Origin of the sequence: Pseudomonas sp. NFIX10 (genome assembly GCF_900111955.1) — a bacterium.
GTDB lineage: Bacteria > Pseudomonadota > Gammaproteobacteria > Pseudomonadales > Pseudomonadaceae > Aquipseudomonas > Aquipseudomonas fluorescens_AA.
In genome coordinates this window covers 139698-155678 of sequence record NZ_FOKH01000005.1, presented here as the reverse complement: position 1 = coordinate 155678, position 15981 = coordinate 139698, and the positions used below count along the sequence as shown (strand labels likewise).

The following is a 15981-nucleotide window of genomic DNA, read 5'->3' as shown; positions in this document are numbered from 1 at the left end:
GGCAAACTGAAAACTGGCGGGGGGTATTGAAAAATTAAATGCGGCGCGCAATCAGTCAAGATCCAGGGCTTTTGTGGTGAGGGAGCAAGCTCCCTCGCCACCCTGTAGTTCACAGCCTCTTATTCCATCGCCGGGCTCAGCGTGCCCAACCACGCCACCAATCCCAGGATGATCACCGCCACACAGAACTCCAGGATCATGCTGCGCCGCAGGGCCTTCACCGCACCCCCGGGCTCGCCACTCTGTCGGGCTTGTTCCAGCAGCGGGCTCAGGTGAAAACGGTTCAACGCGGCGAACACCAGCATGGCCGCGAACAAGATGAGTTTGAGCGCCAGCAACTGACCATAGGTGCTGTCCAGCAGCCCTTCGACACTCGGGCCGACGATAAACAGATAGTTCACCACCCCCGTCACGCCGATGACCAGCACGATCACCGCTCCGGCGGTTTCGAATCCGGTCAATGTCCGGGCCAGCACCGCCAACGCAGGTTCGGCCTGGCGAAGGAGCAGGGCAAACGCGGCCAAGGCACCGACCCAGCCACCCGCGGCCCACAGGTGCAGGAAGTCGGTGATGAAGTGCCAGTTGCGACGGCTGCCTTCGTCCATGGCGCCGTGACCTGCCCAAGCCAGTGTCGCCAGCGCTACGGCCCCGGTCAGTGTGACCAGGCCGAGGCTGGCGCTCGGCCAACGGTGATTGAGGGTCACGGCGAAACCGGCCAGCAGCAGCGCCGCCATGCGCAGCGTCCAACTCAAGCCGACATCGGTTTGCACGACCATCATTTCAATGTGCGGCCACAGTTCGGCCCACGCCGAAACACCGCTCATGGCCCAGGCCATGCACGCCATGGCCGCCAGGGAAAGCAAGCCTCCCAGCACCGCCGTGATCAACAGCAGCGGCGCGAAAGGCAACTGCACCCCCGAGACCCGCTCCTGGCCTCGCAGACTATAGAGGCCAAACGCGGCCAGGCCGAACAGCAACATCAAATCCAGGTACAAGGCAAAGCGCAGCGCGATGTTGATCGAGTCGCTCATCAACTCACTTCACCTTGAACGTGACGTTGCCGGTGATCGGGTGAGTGTCGGACGACACCGCGCGCCACTGGACTTGGTAAGTGCCGGTGGCAAGCGGGGCATTCGGCGTGATGACCATGGTTTTCGGGTCATCGCTGCCGGACACCTTGGCCGGCATGGGCATCGGCGAATGCGCCGCCATGCCCGGCATCGCGGTCATCATCAGCTTGGCGCCGGAAAACTGGGTCATCAGGTTTTCGGAAAAGTGCAGCTCGATCTTCGTCGGCGCCGCCCCTTCGGCGCCTTCGGCCGGGGAAGAGGACAGCAGTTTCGGGTGGGCCTGGGCCAGGCCACTGAGCAACAGGCCGGCGGACAAGGCGACGGCGGTTTTGATGAATGACATGCAAGGACTCCTACAGCTCGGTTTTTAGTTTGAGTGAAACAGGTCAGAACCACAGGCGCAGGCCCAGCACCAGGCGCGCTTCGCTGCGGTCTTCGCCGTCTTCCCGGGTGTAGTCGGCGGTGTTGCCGTAGGCCCGATTCCAGGTGACGCCAATGTAGGGCGCGAATTCGCGGCGTATTTCGTAGCGCAGCCGCAGGCCCAGCTCGGTGTCCGACAGCCCCGAGCCGACGCCACGGGCGGGATCGTTCTTGCCATAGAAGTTGGCTTCGGCGGTGGGCTGCAGGATCAGGCGGTTGGTCAGCAAGATGTCATAGTCGCCCTTCAGGCGCGCCGCGCTCTGGCCACCTTCGCCGATAAACGCGGTGGCCTCGGCTTCGAAGTTGTAGAGCGCCATGCCTTGCACACCGAAGGCGGCCCAGGTTTGCGGATCGCCTGGCTTGAAGTCCTGGCGCACGCCGGCCACCAGATCCCACCAGGGGCTGACGGCGTGGCCCCACAGGGCCTGCAATTCGGCTTCTTCGGTCTTGCCGTTGAGGCGTTCACCTTCGGAGCGCAGCCACAAACGATCGATGTCGCCGCCGATCCAGCCCGATGCATCCCAGCTCAGGGCACTACCGTCATTGGCGTCCTGCCATTCCAGTTGGTCGATGAGGAAAAACGAATTAATGGCGCTGTCATGCACCGCGTGTCCGCCATGATCCTCGTAGACGGCGGCGCGGTCGGCGGCGGTCAGTGCCGGGATCGGCGTACGGCTGCTGGTCGGCGCCGATTGCATGGGTTCCATGCCTTGCATTGAGTCCATGCCTTGCATCTGGCTGTGGTCCATTCCCGGCATCTGGCTGTGATCCATGCCGGGCATGTCGTTGCTGGCCGCCCAGGTCGGGGTGATGGTGCCGAGGGCCAGGCTGGCAATGAGTGCCGTGGAATATTGAAAAACAGTGGTCATGGTCGGCTCCTCATTCCTGCACTCGAACTTCACGGAACATGCCCATCTCCATGTGAAACAGCAGATGGCAGTGATACGCCCAGCGCCCGAGGGCATCGGCGGTGACCCGGTAGCTGCGCCTGGCACCCGGTGGCACGTCGATGGTGTGCTTGCGGACCATGAACTGGCCGTTCTCATCCTCCAGGTCGCTCCACATGCCGTGCAGGTGGATGGGGTGGGTCATCATGGTGTCGTTGATCAACACGATGCGCAGTCGCTCGCCGTACTTGAGCAGCAGCGGCGCGGCGTCGGCGAACTTCACGCCGTTGAACGACCAGACGAATTTCTCCATGTGCCCGGTCAGGTGCAGCTCGATCGTGCGGCCTGGCTCGCGGCCGTCGGGGTCGGGAAAGGTGCTGCGCAGGTCGGCGTAGGTAAGCACTTTGCGGCCGTTGTCCCGCAGCCCCATGCCCGGGTCATCGAGCTTGGGCTTGACGCTCATGGCCTGCATGTCCACCAGGGGATTGTCTTTCTCGGTGTCGGGGTGCGCGAGCGTGCTGCCCATGCCCTGCATGCCGCCGTGATCCATGCCGGCCATGTCGCCCATGCCCTGCATCTGGCTGTGATCCATGCCTTGCATCGAGCTGTCGTCCATTCCCGCCATGCCCTGCATCGAGCCGTGGTCCATGCCGCTCATTTGCCCCATGCCGCCGTGGTCCATGCCACCCATGCCCATGTCGTCCATGGTCACCAGGGGCCGAGGGTCCAGGGGCGGTACCGCTGCCGACAATCCGGCCCTGGTGGCGAGGGTGCCGCGGGCATACCCGGTGCGGTCCATGGACTGGGCGAACAGGGTGTAGGCTTCTTGGGTCGGTTCGACGATGACGTCATAGGTTTCGGCCACGGCGATCCGGAACTCATCGACGCTCACCGGTTTGACGTATTGGCCGTCGGACGCCACCACTGTCATCTTCAAGCCGGGAATGCGCACGTCGAAATAGCTCATCGACGAGCCGTTGATAAAGCGCAGGCGAAGGCGTTCGCCAGGCTTGAACAGGCCGGTCCAGTTCATGGCCGGCGACTGGCCGTTCATGAGGTAGGTGTAGGTGGCACCACTGACGTCGGCCAGGTCCGTGGGGTTCATCTTCATCTCGGCCCACATCTTGCGGTCGGCCACGGTGTTGGCCCAGCCGTTCTTGCCCACGTCCTCGATGAAGTCGCCGACGGTGCGTTTGTTGTAGTTGTAGTAGTCCGACTGTTTCTTGAGCTTGCGCAGGATGTTGGCGGGGTCTTCATCGGTCCAGTCGGTGAGCATCACCACATAGTCCCGTTCGTACTGGAAGGGCTCGGGCTCCCTGGCGTCAATCACCAGCGGGCCGTAGACCCCGGACTGTTCCTGGAAACCGGAGTGGCTGTGGTACCAGTAGGTGCCGTTCTGCCGGACCTTGAATTGATACACGTACAGGCCGCCGGGCTCGATGCCTTTGAAACTCAACCCCGGAACGCCGTCCATGTTGGCCGGCAGCAGGATCCCGTGCCAGTGGATGGAGGTGGTGTCCTGCAAGCGATTGCGCACCCGCAGGGTCACGGTGTCGCCTTCACGCCAGCGCAGCAACGGGCCGGGAATGCCGCCGTTGATGGTCTGGGCGGTGCGGGGTTTGCCGGTGAAATTGACCGGGCTTTCGCCGATGAACAGGTCGAACTCGGTGCCGCTCAGTACGTTGGGCTGGCCCGGGCCGGTGACTGCCCAGACGGGCGCGCGCCACAAACCCAGGCCGCCGAGGATGCCGCCGGCCGTCAGGCCCTTTACGAAGGTTCGGCGGGAAGTTTTTGTTTGCATGCGATGAAAGTCCGTCAGTCGATTCGCTGCGTGTATGGGGGGCGGCACCCCGTGCAGATTTGAGCGAAAGATGACACAGGCGGACGAGGCGAGTGATTACATTTCAGTCAGCTTGGCGGGGTGCGAAGTCGCCTGGCGGGGCACAGGTCAGAATGATCTTTTGCATCGGCGGGATATTCTGTAGCCTTGCCGGCTTCATGCTGTCCCGTGCCTGATTGATACCCACTTTCCCGGCGGTACCCGAGTGGTCCGGAGCCGGGTGTATACTCGACTTTCGCGCTAAACGCGCTTGCAGGTCTTGCGAACATGACGCAAATTTCCGAACGCCTTCTGGTCCAGGCCCACCTCGACGCCAAGCAGCCCAAGCCGCTGACCGCCGAGCAAGAAGCCTGGTACCGCGCCGCCATCGCCGCCGAGCTCAAGGCTCAGGACGCGGTGCTGGTCGCGCATTTCTACTGTGACCCGATCATCCAGGCCCTGGCCGAAGAGACCGGTGGCTGCGTGTCCGACTCCTTGGAAATGGCCCGCTTCGGCAATGCCCACCCGGCCAAGACCGTGGTGGTGGCCGGGGTCAAGTTCATGGGCGAGACCGCCAAGATTCTCAACCCCGAAAAACGCGTGCTGATGCCCACCCTGGAGGCCACCTGCTCCCTGGACCTGGGTTGCCCGGTGGACGAGTTCTCGGCGTTCTGCGACCAGCATCCGGAGCGCACCGTGGTGGTTTATGCCAACACCTCGGCGGCGGTCAAGGCCCGGGCTGACTGGGTGGTGACGTCCAGTTGCGCCCTGGAAATCGTCGAGAGCCTGATGGACAACGGCGAGACGATCATCTGGGGGCCGGACAAGCACCTGGGTACTTACATCCAGCGCAAGACCGGCGCCGACATGTTGCTCTGGGACGGTGCCTGCATCGTCCACGAAGAGTTCAAGTCCAAGCAGTTGGAGGACATGAAGGCGCTGTACCCGGACGCCGCGATCCTGGTGCACCCGGAGTCGCCGACGTCGGTGATCGAGCTGGCGGACGCCGTGGGCTCCACCAGCCAGTTGATCGCCGCGGCCCAGACCCTGCCGAACAAGACGCTGATCGTCGCCACCGACCGGGGCATTTTCTACAAGATGCAGCAGCTGTGCCCGGACAAGGTCTTCATCGAAGCCCCTACCGCCGGTAACGGCGCGGCGTGCCGCAGTTGCGCGCACTGCCCATGGATGGCCATGAACACCCTGGAGCGCACCCTCAAGAGCCTGCAGGAAGGTGCCAACGAGATCTTCGTCGACCCGGCGCTGATCCCCCAGGCGATTCGCCCGCTCAAGCGCATGCTGGACTTCACCCAGGCGGCGCGGATGAAGCTGGCGGGCAATGCCTAAGGGCAGCTTCGAGCTTTGATCGTTCCCACGCTCTGCGTGGGAATGCCTCTACGGACGCTCCGCGTTCGGCTTTCTGGGACGCAGAGCGTCCCGGGCTGCGTTCCCAGGCAGAGCGTGGGAACGATCAAAATGGGGAATTACTTGGTCTTCTTGGGAATCCGCACCAGCTGCGTTTCCGAGTAGATGTCATGCCAGCTGCGCTGGCGCTTGTCGAACAGCGCCCAGATGAAACCCAACCCCACCAGCAGCAGTGACGCGATCGACACCACGAACCGCAACAGCGCCTGCCACAGGCTGATGGCCGTGCCATCGGCGTTCTGTACGCGGATGCACCACACTTGCATGCCCAAGGTCTGGCCGTTGTGGGTCCAGAACTTGGCGAAGAAGCCGAACAGCACGAACAGCAGCACCGTGGACAGCAGTGGGTCGCCGTCCAGCGCACCGGCTTCGGTCAGGGCGCGCATTTTTTCTTCGCCGATGATCGCCATCTGGATCATTTTGTAGGCACCGCTGGTGACGATCAGCAGCGCTGTGCACAGCAAAAAGTCATAAAACATCGCCGCCAGGCGACGGCCCAGGCCGGCGGGGGGAAAGTCGCCCTGGGGCGTGAGCAGGTGTTTCGGCATGACGGCCTCGGCTGAAAAAAGAAGCCATTTTACGGATTTACGCCCATAAAAAAGCCCCTGATATCAATCAGGGGCTTTTTAGTGTGCGAAAGCCTCAGGCCTCGGCTTGAACCTCGTCAGCCTGCATGCCTTTCTGGCCTTGCACGGCAACGAAAGTGACTTTCTGGCCTTCTTTCAGGCTCTTGAAGCCGTTGCCCTGGATGGCGCGGAAATGCACGAACAGGTCCGGACCGCTTTCAGGCGTGATAAAACCAAAACCCTTTTCGTCGTTGAACCACTTGACGGTACCGCTCTGACGTTGAGACATTTTCTTATTTCCTTTGACGCTAAAATTGATGACAGCCTCTTTCGCATGAAAGAGTACTGGGCTGGGTTGCAGGAAAGTAAGAGACGTCGAACGGGATGTAGCGAACTTCATAAGCTACTGCCCAGGTCACGATTCCAAGCGACCCATGCAAACACAGTGACCAAACTCTACGCCAACTTCGAATAAAAAAACAACCCCCCCGGAAGGGCCCGTATTTGCTCAGCTTGCCCGCATTTACGCCGCTTGCGGAGCAGGGCTTATTCGATAGGCTAGTTCAATTGTTTACGACCGTTATAAGGTCGGTTGAATGTCTAAAGATATGCACCTTTTTATGGCGGTTGCGTGACACATTAGTGCACGTATAACGCAACCGCGTTACTTATAGAAACAACCAATCAGCCGCGGTAGTAGCGCTGTGGGACGAATGGCATTTTGCTTACAAGCAAAGGCACCTTCTTCCCACGCACGATGGCCCAGACCGGCGTATCCAGCGCCACATAGGCGCTGTCCAGGTAACCCATCGCCAACGGAGCGCCCAGGGTCGGGCCGAAACCGCCGCTGCACACAGAGCCGATGTTCTCGCCGGCTTCGTTGACGATCTCCGCGCCTTCACGCACTGGTGTGCGTTCCTGGGGCAGCAGGCCGACGCGTTTGCGCTTCACGCCGCCCTGTTGTTGGGCGAACACATTCTCGGCGCCGGGGAAACCACCGGCGCGGGTGCCATCGGCACGGCGTACTTTGGAAATGGCCCACAACAGGCTGGCTTCGATCGGCGTCGTCTCGGTGTTCATGTCGTGGCCATACAGGCACAGGCCGGCTTCCAGGCGCAGGGAGTCACGAGCACCGAGGCCGATGGCCGCGACTTCCGGCTCGGCCAGCAAGGCGCGGGCGAGTTTTTCCGCGTCGGCGGCGGGTACGGAGATTTCGAAACCGTCTTCACCGGTGTAGCCCGAACGGCTGACAAAGCAATCCACGCCCAGCAGCGTGACGCGCTGGAATTGCATGAAGGTCATCTTCGCCACGTCCGGCGCCAGGCGGGCGAGCACGGTGACGGCGGCCGGGCCTTGCAGGGCGAGCAGGGCACGGGCCTCGAACAGCGGCTCGATCATGCACTGATCGCCAATGTGCGCACGCAGGTGGGCCAGGTCCTGTTCCTTGCAGGCGGCGTTGACCACCAGGAACAGTTCGTCATTGCCCAGGTTGGCGACCATCAGGTCGTCGAGGATGCCGCCGTTCTCGTTGGTGAACATGGCGTAGCGCTGCATGCCCACCGGCAGGTCGATGATATCCACCGGCACCAGGGTTTCCAGGGCCTTGGCGGCGCCTGCGCCGCTCAGGCGGATCTGGCCCATGTGGGACACGTCGAACAGCCCGGCCTGATCGCGGGTGTGCTGGTGTTCCTTCATCACGCCCAGTGGGTACTGCACCGGCATGTCGTAGCCGGCGAACGGCACCATGCGGGCGCCGAGTTCGAGGTGCAGGGCGTGCAGCGGGGTTTTCAACAGTTGTTCGGTGGACATATCAGCTCCTGGAAAATGAGAGTGGCGCGCGTCAGCATTCGATGATGTTGACCGCCAGACCGCCGCGGGCGGTCTCCTTGTATTTGCTTTTCATGTCGGCGCCGGTCTGGCGCATGGTGCGGATGACTTTGTCGAGGGAGACGAAGTGATGCCCATCGCCGCGCATGGCCATGCGCACCGCGTTGATGGCCTTCACCGAGCCCATGGCGTTGCGTTCGATGCACGGCACCTGCACCAGCCCGCCGATCGGGTCGCAGGTCAGGCCGAGGTTGTGTTCCATGCCGATCTCGGCGGCGTTTTCCACCTGCTGCACAGTGCCGCCGAGTACTTCGCACAAGGCGCCGGCGGCCATGGAACAGGCCACGCCGACTTCACCCTGGCAACCGACTTCGGCGCCGGAGATGGAGGCGTTTTCCTTGTACAGGATGCCGATGGCGGCGGCGGTCAGCAGGAACCGCACCACGCCATCCTCGCTGGCCCCGGGGATGAAGCGCATGTAGTAATGCAGCACAGCCGGGACGATGCCCGCCGCGCCGTTGGTCGGGGCGGTGACGACGCGCCCGCCGTAGGCGTTTTCTTCATTGACGGCCAAGGCGTACAGGTTGACCCAATCCAGCACCGACAGCGGGTCACGCAGAGCGGCTTCGGGGTTCTTGCACAACTGGCGATGCAACGCCGCGGCCCGGCGCTTGACCTTCAGTCCGCCCGGCAGAATCCCTTCGTTGCGACAGCCGGCCGCCACGCAATCCTGCATCACCTGCCAGATCTTCAGCAGGCCGGCGCGGGTCTCGGCTTCGGGGCGCCAGGCGCTTTCGTTGGTCAGCATCACTTGGCTGATGGACAGGCCATAGGTGGTGCAATGGCCCAGCAGGTCCTTGGCGCTCTTGAACGGGAAGGTCAGGGGCGTGGCGTCTTCGACGATGCGGTCGGCGCCGGCGGCGTCTTCATCCACGACAAAGCCGCCACCGACCGAGTAGTACTCGCGGCTGCGCACTTGCAGCCCGGCGGCATCGAAGGCGCGGAAGATCATGCCGTTGGGGTGAAAGGCCAGCGGCTTGCGGATCATCGCCAAGTGCAGTTTTTCGTTGAATTCGATGGCGTGTTCGCCGAGCAGGTTCAGGCGACCGTTGCTGCGGATCTCCTGGAGCCGGGCGTTCACCGTTTCGGTGTCCACGGTGTCGGGATGCTCGCCCTCCAGGCCCAGCAGCACGGCCTTGTCACTGCCGTGGCCCTTGCCGGTGGCACCGAGGGAGCCGTAGAGCTCGACCTTGACGCTGGTAATGCTTTCAAGCAGGTCGTCACGGCGCAGCCCCTCGGCGAAACGGGCAGCGGCACGCATCGGGCCGACCGTATGGGAACTGGAAGGGCCGATACCGATCTTGAACAGGTCGAACACGCTTAACGACATGGTGTTTCTCCGGTTTCTTTTTATGAGGATCGACGGTTATGAAATGGGGCACAGGCTCCTTTGTGGGAGCGAGCTTGCTCGCGATAGCGGAGTGTCAGTCAACATTTCTGTCAGCTGTCACACCGCTATCGCGAGCAAGCTCGCTCCCACAGGGAGATGTGGTTTCCTTGAGAAAGTGACCTTCCACAAGGTTCGCGGTGTTGTTGAGAGGGGCGAGCAAACCGCCCCCCACAGGTCAAGCGTAGCTTTCGATCGACGGGCAGGCGCAGACCAGGTTGCGGTCGCCGAACACGTTGTCGACCCGGCCCACCGGCGGCCAGTACTTGCCGTCGATCAACGACGCCACCGGGTACACCGCCTGTTCGCGGCTGTAGGGGTGGGTCCACTCGCCGACGAGTTCCGCCGCGGTGTGCGGGGCGTTCTTCAGCGGGTTGTCGTCTTTGTCCAGGCTGCCATTTTCCACCGCGCGGATTTCTTCGCGGATGCAGATCATGGCGTCGCAGAAACGGTCCAGTTCTTCCTTGGATTCGCTTTCGGTCGGTTCGATCATCAACGTGCCGGCCACCGGGAACGACATGGTCGGCGCGTGGAAACCGAAGTCGATCAGGCGCTTGGCCACGTCATCGACACTGATGCCACTGCTGTCCTTGAGCGGACGCAAATCGAGAATGCACTCGTGGGCCACCAGGCCGTTGCTGCCGGAGTAGAGCACCGGGTAGTGCTCTTCCAGGCGACGGGCAATGTAGTTGGCGTTGAGGATGGCCAGTTGCGAGGCGCGCTTGAGGCCCGCGCCGCCCATCATGCGGATGTACATCCAGGTGATCGGCAGGATGCTCGCGCTGCCGAACGGCGCCGCGCACACCGCGCCTTCCTTGCGTGCCATGTTGGCGTGGCCTGGGAGGAACGGTGCCAGGTGCGACTTGACGCCAATCGGGCCGACGCCCGGGCCGCCACCGCCGTGGGGGATGCAGAAGGTCTTGTGCAGGTTCAGGTGCGACACGTCGCCGCCGAACTTGCCCGGGGCGCAGAGGCCGACCATGGCGTTCATGTTGGCGCCGTCGATGTACACCTGGCCGCCGTTGTCATGGATGATGCCGCAGATTTCGCGGATGCCTTCTTCGAATACGCCGTGGGTGGACGGGTAGGTGATCATCAGCGCGGCGAGGTGTTCGCGGTGCTCGATGGCCTTGGCCCGCAGGTCTTCGATGTCGACGTTGCCACGGGCATCGCAGGCGGTCACGACCACGCGCATGCCGGCCATGTTGGCGGTGGCCGGGTTGGTGCCGTGGGCCGAGGACGGGATCAGGCAGATGTCGCGACGGTCTTCGCCACGGCTCCGGTGATAGGCGCGGATCGCCAGCAGGCCGGCGTATTCGCCCTGGGAACCGGCGTTGGGTTGCAACGACACCGCGTCATAGCCGGTGGCGGCGCAGAGCATGGCTTCCAGCTCGTCGGTCAGTTGCTGGTAGCCAGCGCTTTGCTCGGCCGGAGCGAACGGGTGCAGGGCGCCGAACTCGGCCCAGGTCACCGGGATCATTTCGCTGGCGGCGTTGAGTTTCATGGTGCAGGAACCCAGCGGGATCATGGTGCGATCCAGGGCCAGGTCCTTGTCGGCGAGCTTGCGCAGGTAGCGCATCAGCTCGGTTTCGGAGTGGTAGCGGTTGAACACCGGGTGGCTGAGGATCGCCGATTGGCGCACCAGCTCGGCCGGGATGCGGCTTTGCACGGTGGCGGCCAGCGCCGTGAAGTCCGGCAGGGCCTTGCCGTCGGCCAGTAGGCTCCACAGGGCCTCGACGTCAGCTTGGCTGGTGGTCTCGTCCAGGGACAGGCCCAGGCGTTCCGTGTCCACCACGCGCAGGTTGATGCGTTGGGCGCGGGCCTTGTCGTGCAGGGCGGCGGTTTGCGCGCCGGTGTGCAGGGTCAGGGTGTCGAAGAAGCTCTCTTGCTCGACGCTCAGGCCCAGCGTGCCCAGGCCCTTGGCGAGGATCGCGGTCAGGTGATGGATGCGATTGGCAATTTGCACCAGGCCCTTGGGGCCGTGGTACACGGCGTACATGCTGGCGATGTTGGCCAGCAGCACCTGGGCGGTGCAGATGTTGCTCGTGGCTTTCTCGCGGCGGATGTGTTGCTCGCGGGTCTGCATCGCCAGGCGCAGGGCCGGCTTGCCGAAACGGTCCACGGAAACACCGACCAGGCGGCCCGGCATGTCGCGCTTGAAAGCGTCCTTGGTGGAGAAGTACGCCGCGTGTGGGCCGCCGAAACCCAGCGGCACGCCAAAGCGCTGGGCGCTGCCGATGGCCACATCGGCACCGAACTCACCCGGCGGGGTCAGCAAGGTCAGGGCCAGCAGGTCCGCGGCAACGGCCACCAGGGCGTTGGCGGCGTGGAAGCGTTCGGTCAGTTCGCGGTAGTCGAACAGGTCGCCGTTGCTGGCGGGGTATTGCAGCAGCGCGCCAAAGAAACCGCTGACGTCGCTCAGTTCGCGCTCATCGCCCACCACCACGTCGATGCCCAGGGGCTCGGCACGGGTGCGCAGCACGTCGAGGGTTTGCGGGTGGCTGTGCACGGAGGCGAAGAAGGCCTTGCTGCCCTTGTTCTTGCTCAGGCGCTTGCAGAAGGTCATGGCTTCGGCGGCGGCGGTGGCTTCGTCGAGCAACGAGGCGTTAGCGATCGGCAGGCCGGTGAGGTCGCTGATCAGGGTCTGGAAGTTCAACAGCGCTTCGAGACGGCCCTGGGAAATCTCTGGCTGATACGGGGTGTAGGCGGTGTACCAGGCCGGGTTTTCCAGCAGGTTGCGCAGGATCGGTGCTGGCGTGTGGCAGTTGTAGTAGCCCTGGCCGATGTAGGTCTTGAACAGTTGGTTCTTGCTGGCGATGGCCTTGATCGAGGCCAGTGCGTCGGCTTCGCTCTGGCCGTCGCCCATGTCCAGCACGCTGGTGCCCTTGATGCTTTCCGGGATGACGCTGGCGCTCAACGCTTCCAGGGAGTCGTAACCCAGGCGCTCGAGCATGGCTTGCTTGTCGCTGGAACGCGGGCCGATGTGGCGGGCGATGAATTCGTTGGCGGTGCCGAGATTAACGGTCATGGTGCGCTCCTCAGGCTTCGGCGTTGGCTTTGATCAGGCGATCGTAGGCGTCTTGATCCAACAGCTTAGCCACTGCATCGGCGTCGGTCGGTTTAAAGCGGAAGAACCAGCCTTCGCCCATCGGATCTTCGTTGACCAGTTCCGGGCTGGCGTCGAGTTTGTCGTTCACTTCGAGTACTTCACCGTCCAGGGGCATGTACACGCCGCTGGCGGCCTTGACCGATTCCACGGTAGAGGCCTCGGCGCCTTTGTCATAGGCCTGCAATTCAGGCAGTTGCACAAAAACCACGTCGCCCAATGCGTTTTGCGCGAAAGCGGTAATGCCTACGGTGACGCTGCCGTCGGCTTCGGTGCGCAGCCATTCGTGATCTTCAGTGAAACGCAACTCGCTCATGGAAACTCCTGGGGCCAGACTCGTCTGGTGGACGCGAAGAAAGGCGCGGGGCTTGGCCCGGCCGAATGGCTATACCCATAGCAAGAACGCGGCCAATGTTTATAAGTGCTTATAAATCAACGGATTGATTGATTTTATCGAGACTCGATTCAACTCGACTGTAGCGAAATCGCTACAGTCGTACGCCTGGATAAAATCGTTGTGGGATCAAAGCCTTGTACAGTGCCGGTTAGCGGTAAGTGTATCGATATCGTTCCGCTGTAGCGCTTTCAGTACAGGTGGAGGTCGTTTTTGGCTTGATTCTGAACGCAACGCCGGCCCCATGTGGGAGCGAGCTTGCTCGCGATCGGGGACTGCCAGTCACCTCAGTGCAAACTGAACCACCGCTATCGCGAGCAAGCTCGCTCCCACAAGGGGCCTACGGCTTTCCGGAAATCCCGTACTTGCGCAACCGATGGGCAATCGCGGTGTGGGAGGTTTGCAGGCGGCTGGCGAGCTGGCGGGTGGAGGGGTAGTTGGCGTAGAGGCTTTCGAGCAGGTGCTTCTCGAAGGTTTCCACGGCCTGTTCCAGGCTTTCGACTTCCACGTCGCCCTGGCGCGCCACGGAGGTGCCGGCGATGTCCAGGTCACCGATGTCCACCAGGCTGCTTTCGCAGATGGCGGCGGCGCGGAAGATCACGTTCTGCAATTGCCGTACGTTGCCCGGCCAGCGGTTGCCCAGCAGCGCCGGATACGTGCCGGGAGCCAGGCGGCAGACCGGGCGCTGGATCTGCGCGCAGGCCTGCTGCATGAAGTAGCGCGCCAGCAGCAGGATGTCCTGGCCGCGTTCACGCAACGGTGGGACTTCGACGTTGAGCACGTTCAGGCGATAGAACAGGTCCTCGCGGAACGAGCCTTCGTTGACCATTTTCTCCAGGTTGCGGTGGGTGGCGCTGAGGATCCGCACGTTGACCTTGACTTCCCGGTCGCCGCCCACCCGGCGGAAGCTGCCATCGTTCAGGAAACGCAGGAGCTTGGCTTGCAGGTACGGCGACATCTCGCCGATTTCATCGAGGAATACCGTGCCTTGGTTCGCCAACTCCATCAGCCCTGGCTTGCCGCCCCGTTGCGCCCCGGTGAAGGCGCCGGGGGCGTAGCCGAACAGCTCGCTTTCCGCCAGGTTCTCCGGCAACGCGGCGCAGTTCAGGGCCAGGAACGGCGCGCTGTGACGGGCGCTGATGGCGTGACAGGCCCGGGCCACCAGTTCCTTGCCGGTGCCGGTTTCGCCTTGGATCAGCAGCGGTGCATCCAGGGCCGCGACCCGCTGGGCCCGGGCCTTGAGGGTGCGGATCGCCGGGGATTCGCCCAGCAGCGCGTCGAAACCTTCGGCGTGGTCGTGGTGCAGGGCTGACAGACGCTCGCCGATGCGATTGGGCTGATAGAGCGTCAGCAGCGCGCCGGCGTCGGTGATGGGGGTGGCGTCCAGTAGCAAGGTCTGGCCATTGAGGGTGACCTCCCGCAATGGCAGGCGGAAACCATTTTCCAGCAGGGCGCCGAGCAATGCCTCGTCACTGAACAGCTCGGCCACGCTTTCCCCGGCCGGTTCACGACCATACAGGGCGATCAGCGCCGGGTTGGCCAGCAACACCTTGCCGACGCTGTCCAAGGCCAGCACGGGGTCGGTCATGGCGGCGAGCAAGGCATCGAGCTGCAGGTGCCGACGCTGGCCTGGCAAGATGTCCACCACGGTGACCGCCTGCACGCCGCGCACGCTGAACAACGCCTCGCGCAGCTCGTCGAGCACTTGCGGGCTGAGGGTCGGGGCATCGATGTAGACGTTGGGCGGCACCATTTCCACCGCATCCAGGTTGAGATTGCGCCCACCGAGCAAGGCCAGGACTTCCTGGGTGATGCCGACGCGGTCGATGAAACTGACGTGGATACGCATGGGGCGGTTTTGGGTTCTGGGTTGCGGAGGGTGGCCAGTATGCCTTGGGGCGGGCTGTTGGTGAAATCCTGGGACGGTACTTGAGAAAACTACCTTGGCCCTTGTGGGAGCGAGCTTGCTCGCGATAGCTGAATGTCAGTCAACATCTCTACTGGCTGTCACACCGCTATCGCGAGCAAGCTCGCTCCCACAAGGGGGACAGTGGTGAGGCGAATGTTTTCTACAACCCCACATCCCACTCCGGCGTCTCGGGAAACTTCAGCACCAGAAAATCCAGCAGGCTGCGCAGCGCCGAGGGCATGTGCTTGCGTGAGGCGTACACCGCGTACATGTTCATCCGGCGCGGTTCGGCATGGGGCAGCAGGCGGATCAGTTCGCCGTTCTTGAGGTGGGCGCCGGCCTGGTAGCTGGGCAGCATCGCCACGCCTGCGCCGGCTATCGTGGCTTGAAGCAATGTGCTGGCTTCGTTGGCGCTGATGTTGCCTTGCACCGGCACCGAGACCTGCTCGCCGTCCTGCTCGAAATGCCACAGGCTCTTGCCGACGTAGGAGTGGGTGAGGCAGTTGTGCCGGCTCAGGTCTTCCACGCGCAGCGGTGTCGAATGCTCACGCAGATACCGCGGCGAAGCGCAGATCACCGAACGGCAGACCGTCAGGCGGCGGGCGATCAGGTTCGGGTCCAGGTCGTTGCTCATACGGATCGCCAGGTCGATGCGCTCGTCCACCAGGTTCACGGTGCGGTCGAGCATCTGCAGGTCGACGCTCACCCCTGGGTAGCGCTTGACGTAGTCGGCCATGGCGCTCGCCAGTTGAGCCTGGCCGAACGAGGTGCTGGCGCTGATGCGCAACAGGCCCCGTGGCGCATCGTCCGGGGCGCCGACGGCGGCTTGCATGTCGCCGGACAGCTCCAGCATCTGCCGACAGCGCGGCAGGATCTCGGAACCTGCGGCCGTCAGGCTCAGCTTGCGGGTGGTGCGGTGCATCAGCCGGGCACCGACCCAATCTTCCAGCTCCGCCAGGTAGCGCGATACCACTGGCCGCGACAGGTCCAGATGCTCGGCCGCCGCCGACTGGCTGCCCAGGTCGACCACCGTGACGAACACCCGCATTGCTTGTAGACGATCCATGATTTGCCCGATTTCAGAAACAAACTATGTTTCAGCATCGCATTT

At 63.1% G+C, this 15981-nt stretch carries 13 protein-coding genes; 1 reads left to right on the top strand and 12 read right to left on the bottom strand.

Going from position 1 to position 15981, the window contains the following annotated elements; all coding sequences use genetic code 11:
- Window positions 1-119: 119 nt before the first annotated feature.
- Genes copD through BM321_RS06715 form a run of 4 tightly spaced genes read right to left on the bottom strand, consistent with a single transcriptional unit; the run spans window position 120 to window position 4178 of the window.
- The gene (copD, locus tag BM321_RS06730) at window positions 120-1031 is read right to left on the bottom strand and encodes a copper homeostasis membrane protein CopD (protein ID WP_092441962.1); all 912 of its coding nucleotides are present in this window, start codon (window positions 1029-1031) and stop codon (window positions 120-122) included.
- Window positions 1032-1035: 4 nt separating this feature from the next.
- Window positions 1036-1413 carry a copper homeostasis periplasmic binding protein CopC gene (copC, locus tag BM321_RS06725; protein ID WP_092441961.1) on the bottom strand — a complete coding sequence of 126 codons (378 nt, stop codon included), beginning with the start codon at window positions 1411-1413 and terminating at the stop codon, window positions 1036-1038.
- Window positions 1414-1456: 43 nt separating this feature from the next.
- Window positions 1457-2359, bottom strand: coding sequence for a copper resistance protein B (locus tag BM321_RS06720; protein WP_092441960.1), 903 nt, complete (start codon window positions 2357-2359; stop codon window positions 1457-1459).
- A gap of 10 nt (window positions 2360-2369) precedes the next feature.
- Window positions 2370-4178, bottom strand: a complete 1809-nt coding sequence (locus tag BM321_RS06715; protein ID WP_092441959.1) for a copper resistance system multicopper oxidase — start codon at window positions 4176-4178, stop codon at window positions 2370-2372.
- 306 nt (window positions 4179-4484) lie between these two features.
- Between BM321_RS06715 and nadA the strand changes: the two genes are divergently transcribed.
- A complete protein-coding gene (gene nadA, locus BM321_RS06710; RefSeq protein WP_003205010.1) occupies window positions 4485-5543 on the top strand; it encodes a quinolinate synthase NadA in 1059 nt (352 codons plus the stop codon).
- A gap of 137 nt (window positions 5544-5680) precedes the next feature.
- Here the strand turns inward: nadA and BM321_RS06705 are convergent, their stop codons facing one another.
- The 8 genes from BM321_RS06705 to BM321_RS06670 form a co-directional block, all read right to left on the bottom strand.
- Window positions 5681-6169 (bottom strand): RDD family protein, encoded by a 489-nt coding sequence (locus BM321_RS06705; RefSeq protein WP_060740916.1) that lies wholly within the window; start codon window positions 6167-6169, stop codon window positions 5681-5683.
- 94 nt (window positions 6170-6263) lie between these two features.
- Window positions 6264-6476: a cold-shock protein gene (locus tag BM321_RS06700; protein WP_003175786.1), complete on the bottom strand. Its 213-nt coding sequence runs from the start codon at window positions 6474-6476 to the stop codon at window positions 6264-6266.
- 395 nt (window positions 6477-6871) lie between these two features.
- Window positions 6872-7996 (bottom strand): glycine cleavage system aminomethyltransferase GcvT, encoded by a 1125-nt coding sequence (gene gcvT / locus BM321_RS06695; RefSeq protein ID WP_092441958.1) that lies wholly within the window; start codon window positions 7994-7996, stop codon window positions 6872-6874.
- A 31-nt stretch (window positions 7997-8027) separates the two neighbouring features.
- Window positions 8028-9404, bottom strand: coding sequence for an L-serine ammonia-lyase (locus BM321_RS06690; protein ID WP_092441957.1), 1377 nt, complete (start codon window positions 9402-9404; stop codon window positions 8028-8030).
- 235 nt (window positions 9405-9639) lie between these two features.
- Complete coding sequence (gene gcvP / locus BM321_RS06685; protein WP_092441956.1) at window positions 9640-12489, bottom strand: aminomethyl-transferring glycine dehydrogenase; 2850 nt, start codon at window positions 12487-12489, stop codon at window positions 9640-9642.
- A 10-nt stretch (window positions 12490-12499) separates the two neighbouring features.
- A complete protein-coding gene (gene gcvH / locus BM321_RS06680; protein ID WP_092252034.1) occupies window positions 12500-12883 on the bottom strand; it encodes a glycine cleavage system protein GcvH in 384 nt (127 codons plus the stop codon).
- 418 nt (window positions 12884-13301) lie between these two features.
- The gene (locus tag BM321_RS06675) at window positions 13302-14810 is read right to left on the bottom strand and encodes a sigma-54-dependent transcriptional regulator (protein WP_092441955.1); all 1509 of its coding nucleotides are present in this window, start codon (window positions 14808-14810) and stop codon (window positions 13302-13304) included.
- Window positions 14811-15030: 220 nt separating this feature from the next.
- Window positions 15031-15936 (bottom strand): LysR family transcriptional regulator, encoded by a 906-nt coding sequence (locus BM321_RS06670; protein ID WP_092441954.1) that lies wholly within the window; start codon window positions 15934-15936, stop codon window positions 15031-15033.
- Window positions 15937-15981 lie beyond the last annotated feature (45 nt).

What these genes read in the sequence shown, in the direction of transcription:
- BM321_RS06715 (WP_092441959.1), bottom strand. Translation starts at nt 4,178, where the DNA reads ATGCAAACAAAAACTTCCCGCCGAACCTTCGTAAAGGGCCTGACGGCC.
- copC (WP_092441961.1), bottom strand. Translation starts at nt 1,413, where the DNA reads ATGTCATTCATCAAAACCGCCGTCGCCTTGTCCGCCGGCCTGTTGCTC.
- BM321_RS06700 (WP_003175786.1), bottom strand. Translation starts at nt 6,476, where the DNA reads ATGTCTCAACGTCAGAGCGGTACCGTCAAGTGGTTCAACGACGAAAAG.
- copD (WP_092441962.1), bottom strand. Translation starts at nt 1,031, where the DNA reads ATGAGCGACTCGATCAACATCGCGCTGCGCTTTGCCTTGTACCTGGAT.
- BM321_RS06675 (WP_092441955.1), bottom strand. Translation starts at nt 14,810, where the DNA reads ATGCGTATCCACGTCAGTTTCATCGACCGCGTCGGCATCACCCAGGAA.
- BM321_RS06720 (WP_092441960.1), bottom strand. Translation starts at nt 2,359, where the DNA reads ATGACCACTGTTTTTCAATATTCCACGGCACTCATTGCCAGCCTGGCC.
- BM321_RS06670 (WP_092441954.1), bottom strand. Translation starts at nt 15,936, where the DNA reads ATGGATCGTCTACAAGCAATGCGGGTGTTCGTCACGGTGGTCGACCTG.
- BM321_RS06705 (WP_060740916.1), bottom strand. Translation starts at nt 6,169, where the DNA reads ATGCCGAAACACCTGCTCACGCCCCAGGGCGACTTTCCCCCCGCCGGC.
- BM321_RS06690 (WP_092441957.1), bottom strand. Translation starts at nt 9,404, where the DNA reads ATGTCGTTAAGCGTGTTCGACCTGTTCAAGATCGGTATCGGCCCTTCC.
- nadA (WP_003205010.1), top strand. Translation starts at nt 4,485, where the DNA reads ATGACGCAAATTTCCGAACGCCTTCTGGTCCAGGCCCACCTCGACGCC.
- gcvH (WP_092252034.1), bottom strand. Translation starts at nt 12,883, where the DNA reads ATGAGCGAGTTGCGTTTCACTGAAGATCACGAATGGCTGCGCACCGAA.
- gcvT (WP_092441958.1), bottom strand. Translation starts at nt 7,996, where the DNA reads ATGTCCACCGAACAACTGTTGAAAACCCCGCTGCACGCCCTGCACCTC.
- gcvP (WP_092441956.1), bottom strand. Translation starts at nt 12,489, where the DNA reads ATGACCGTTAATCTCGGCACCGCCAACGAATTCATCGCCCGCCACATC.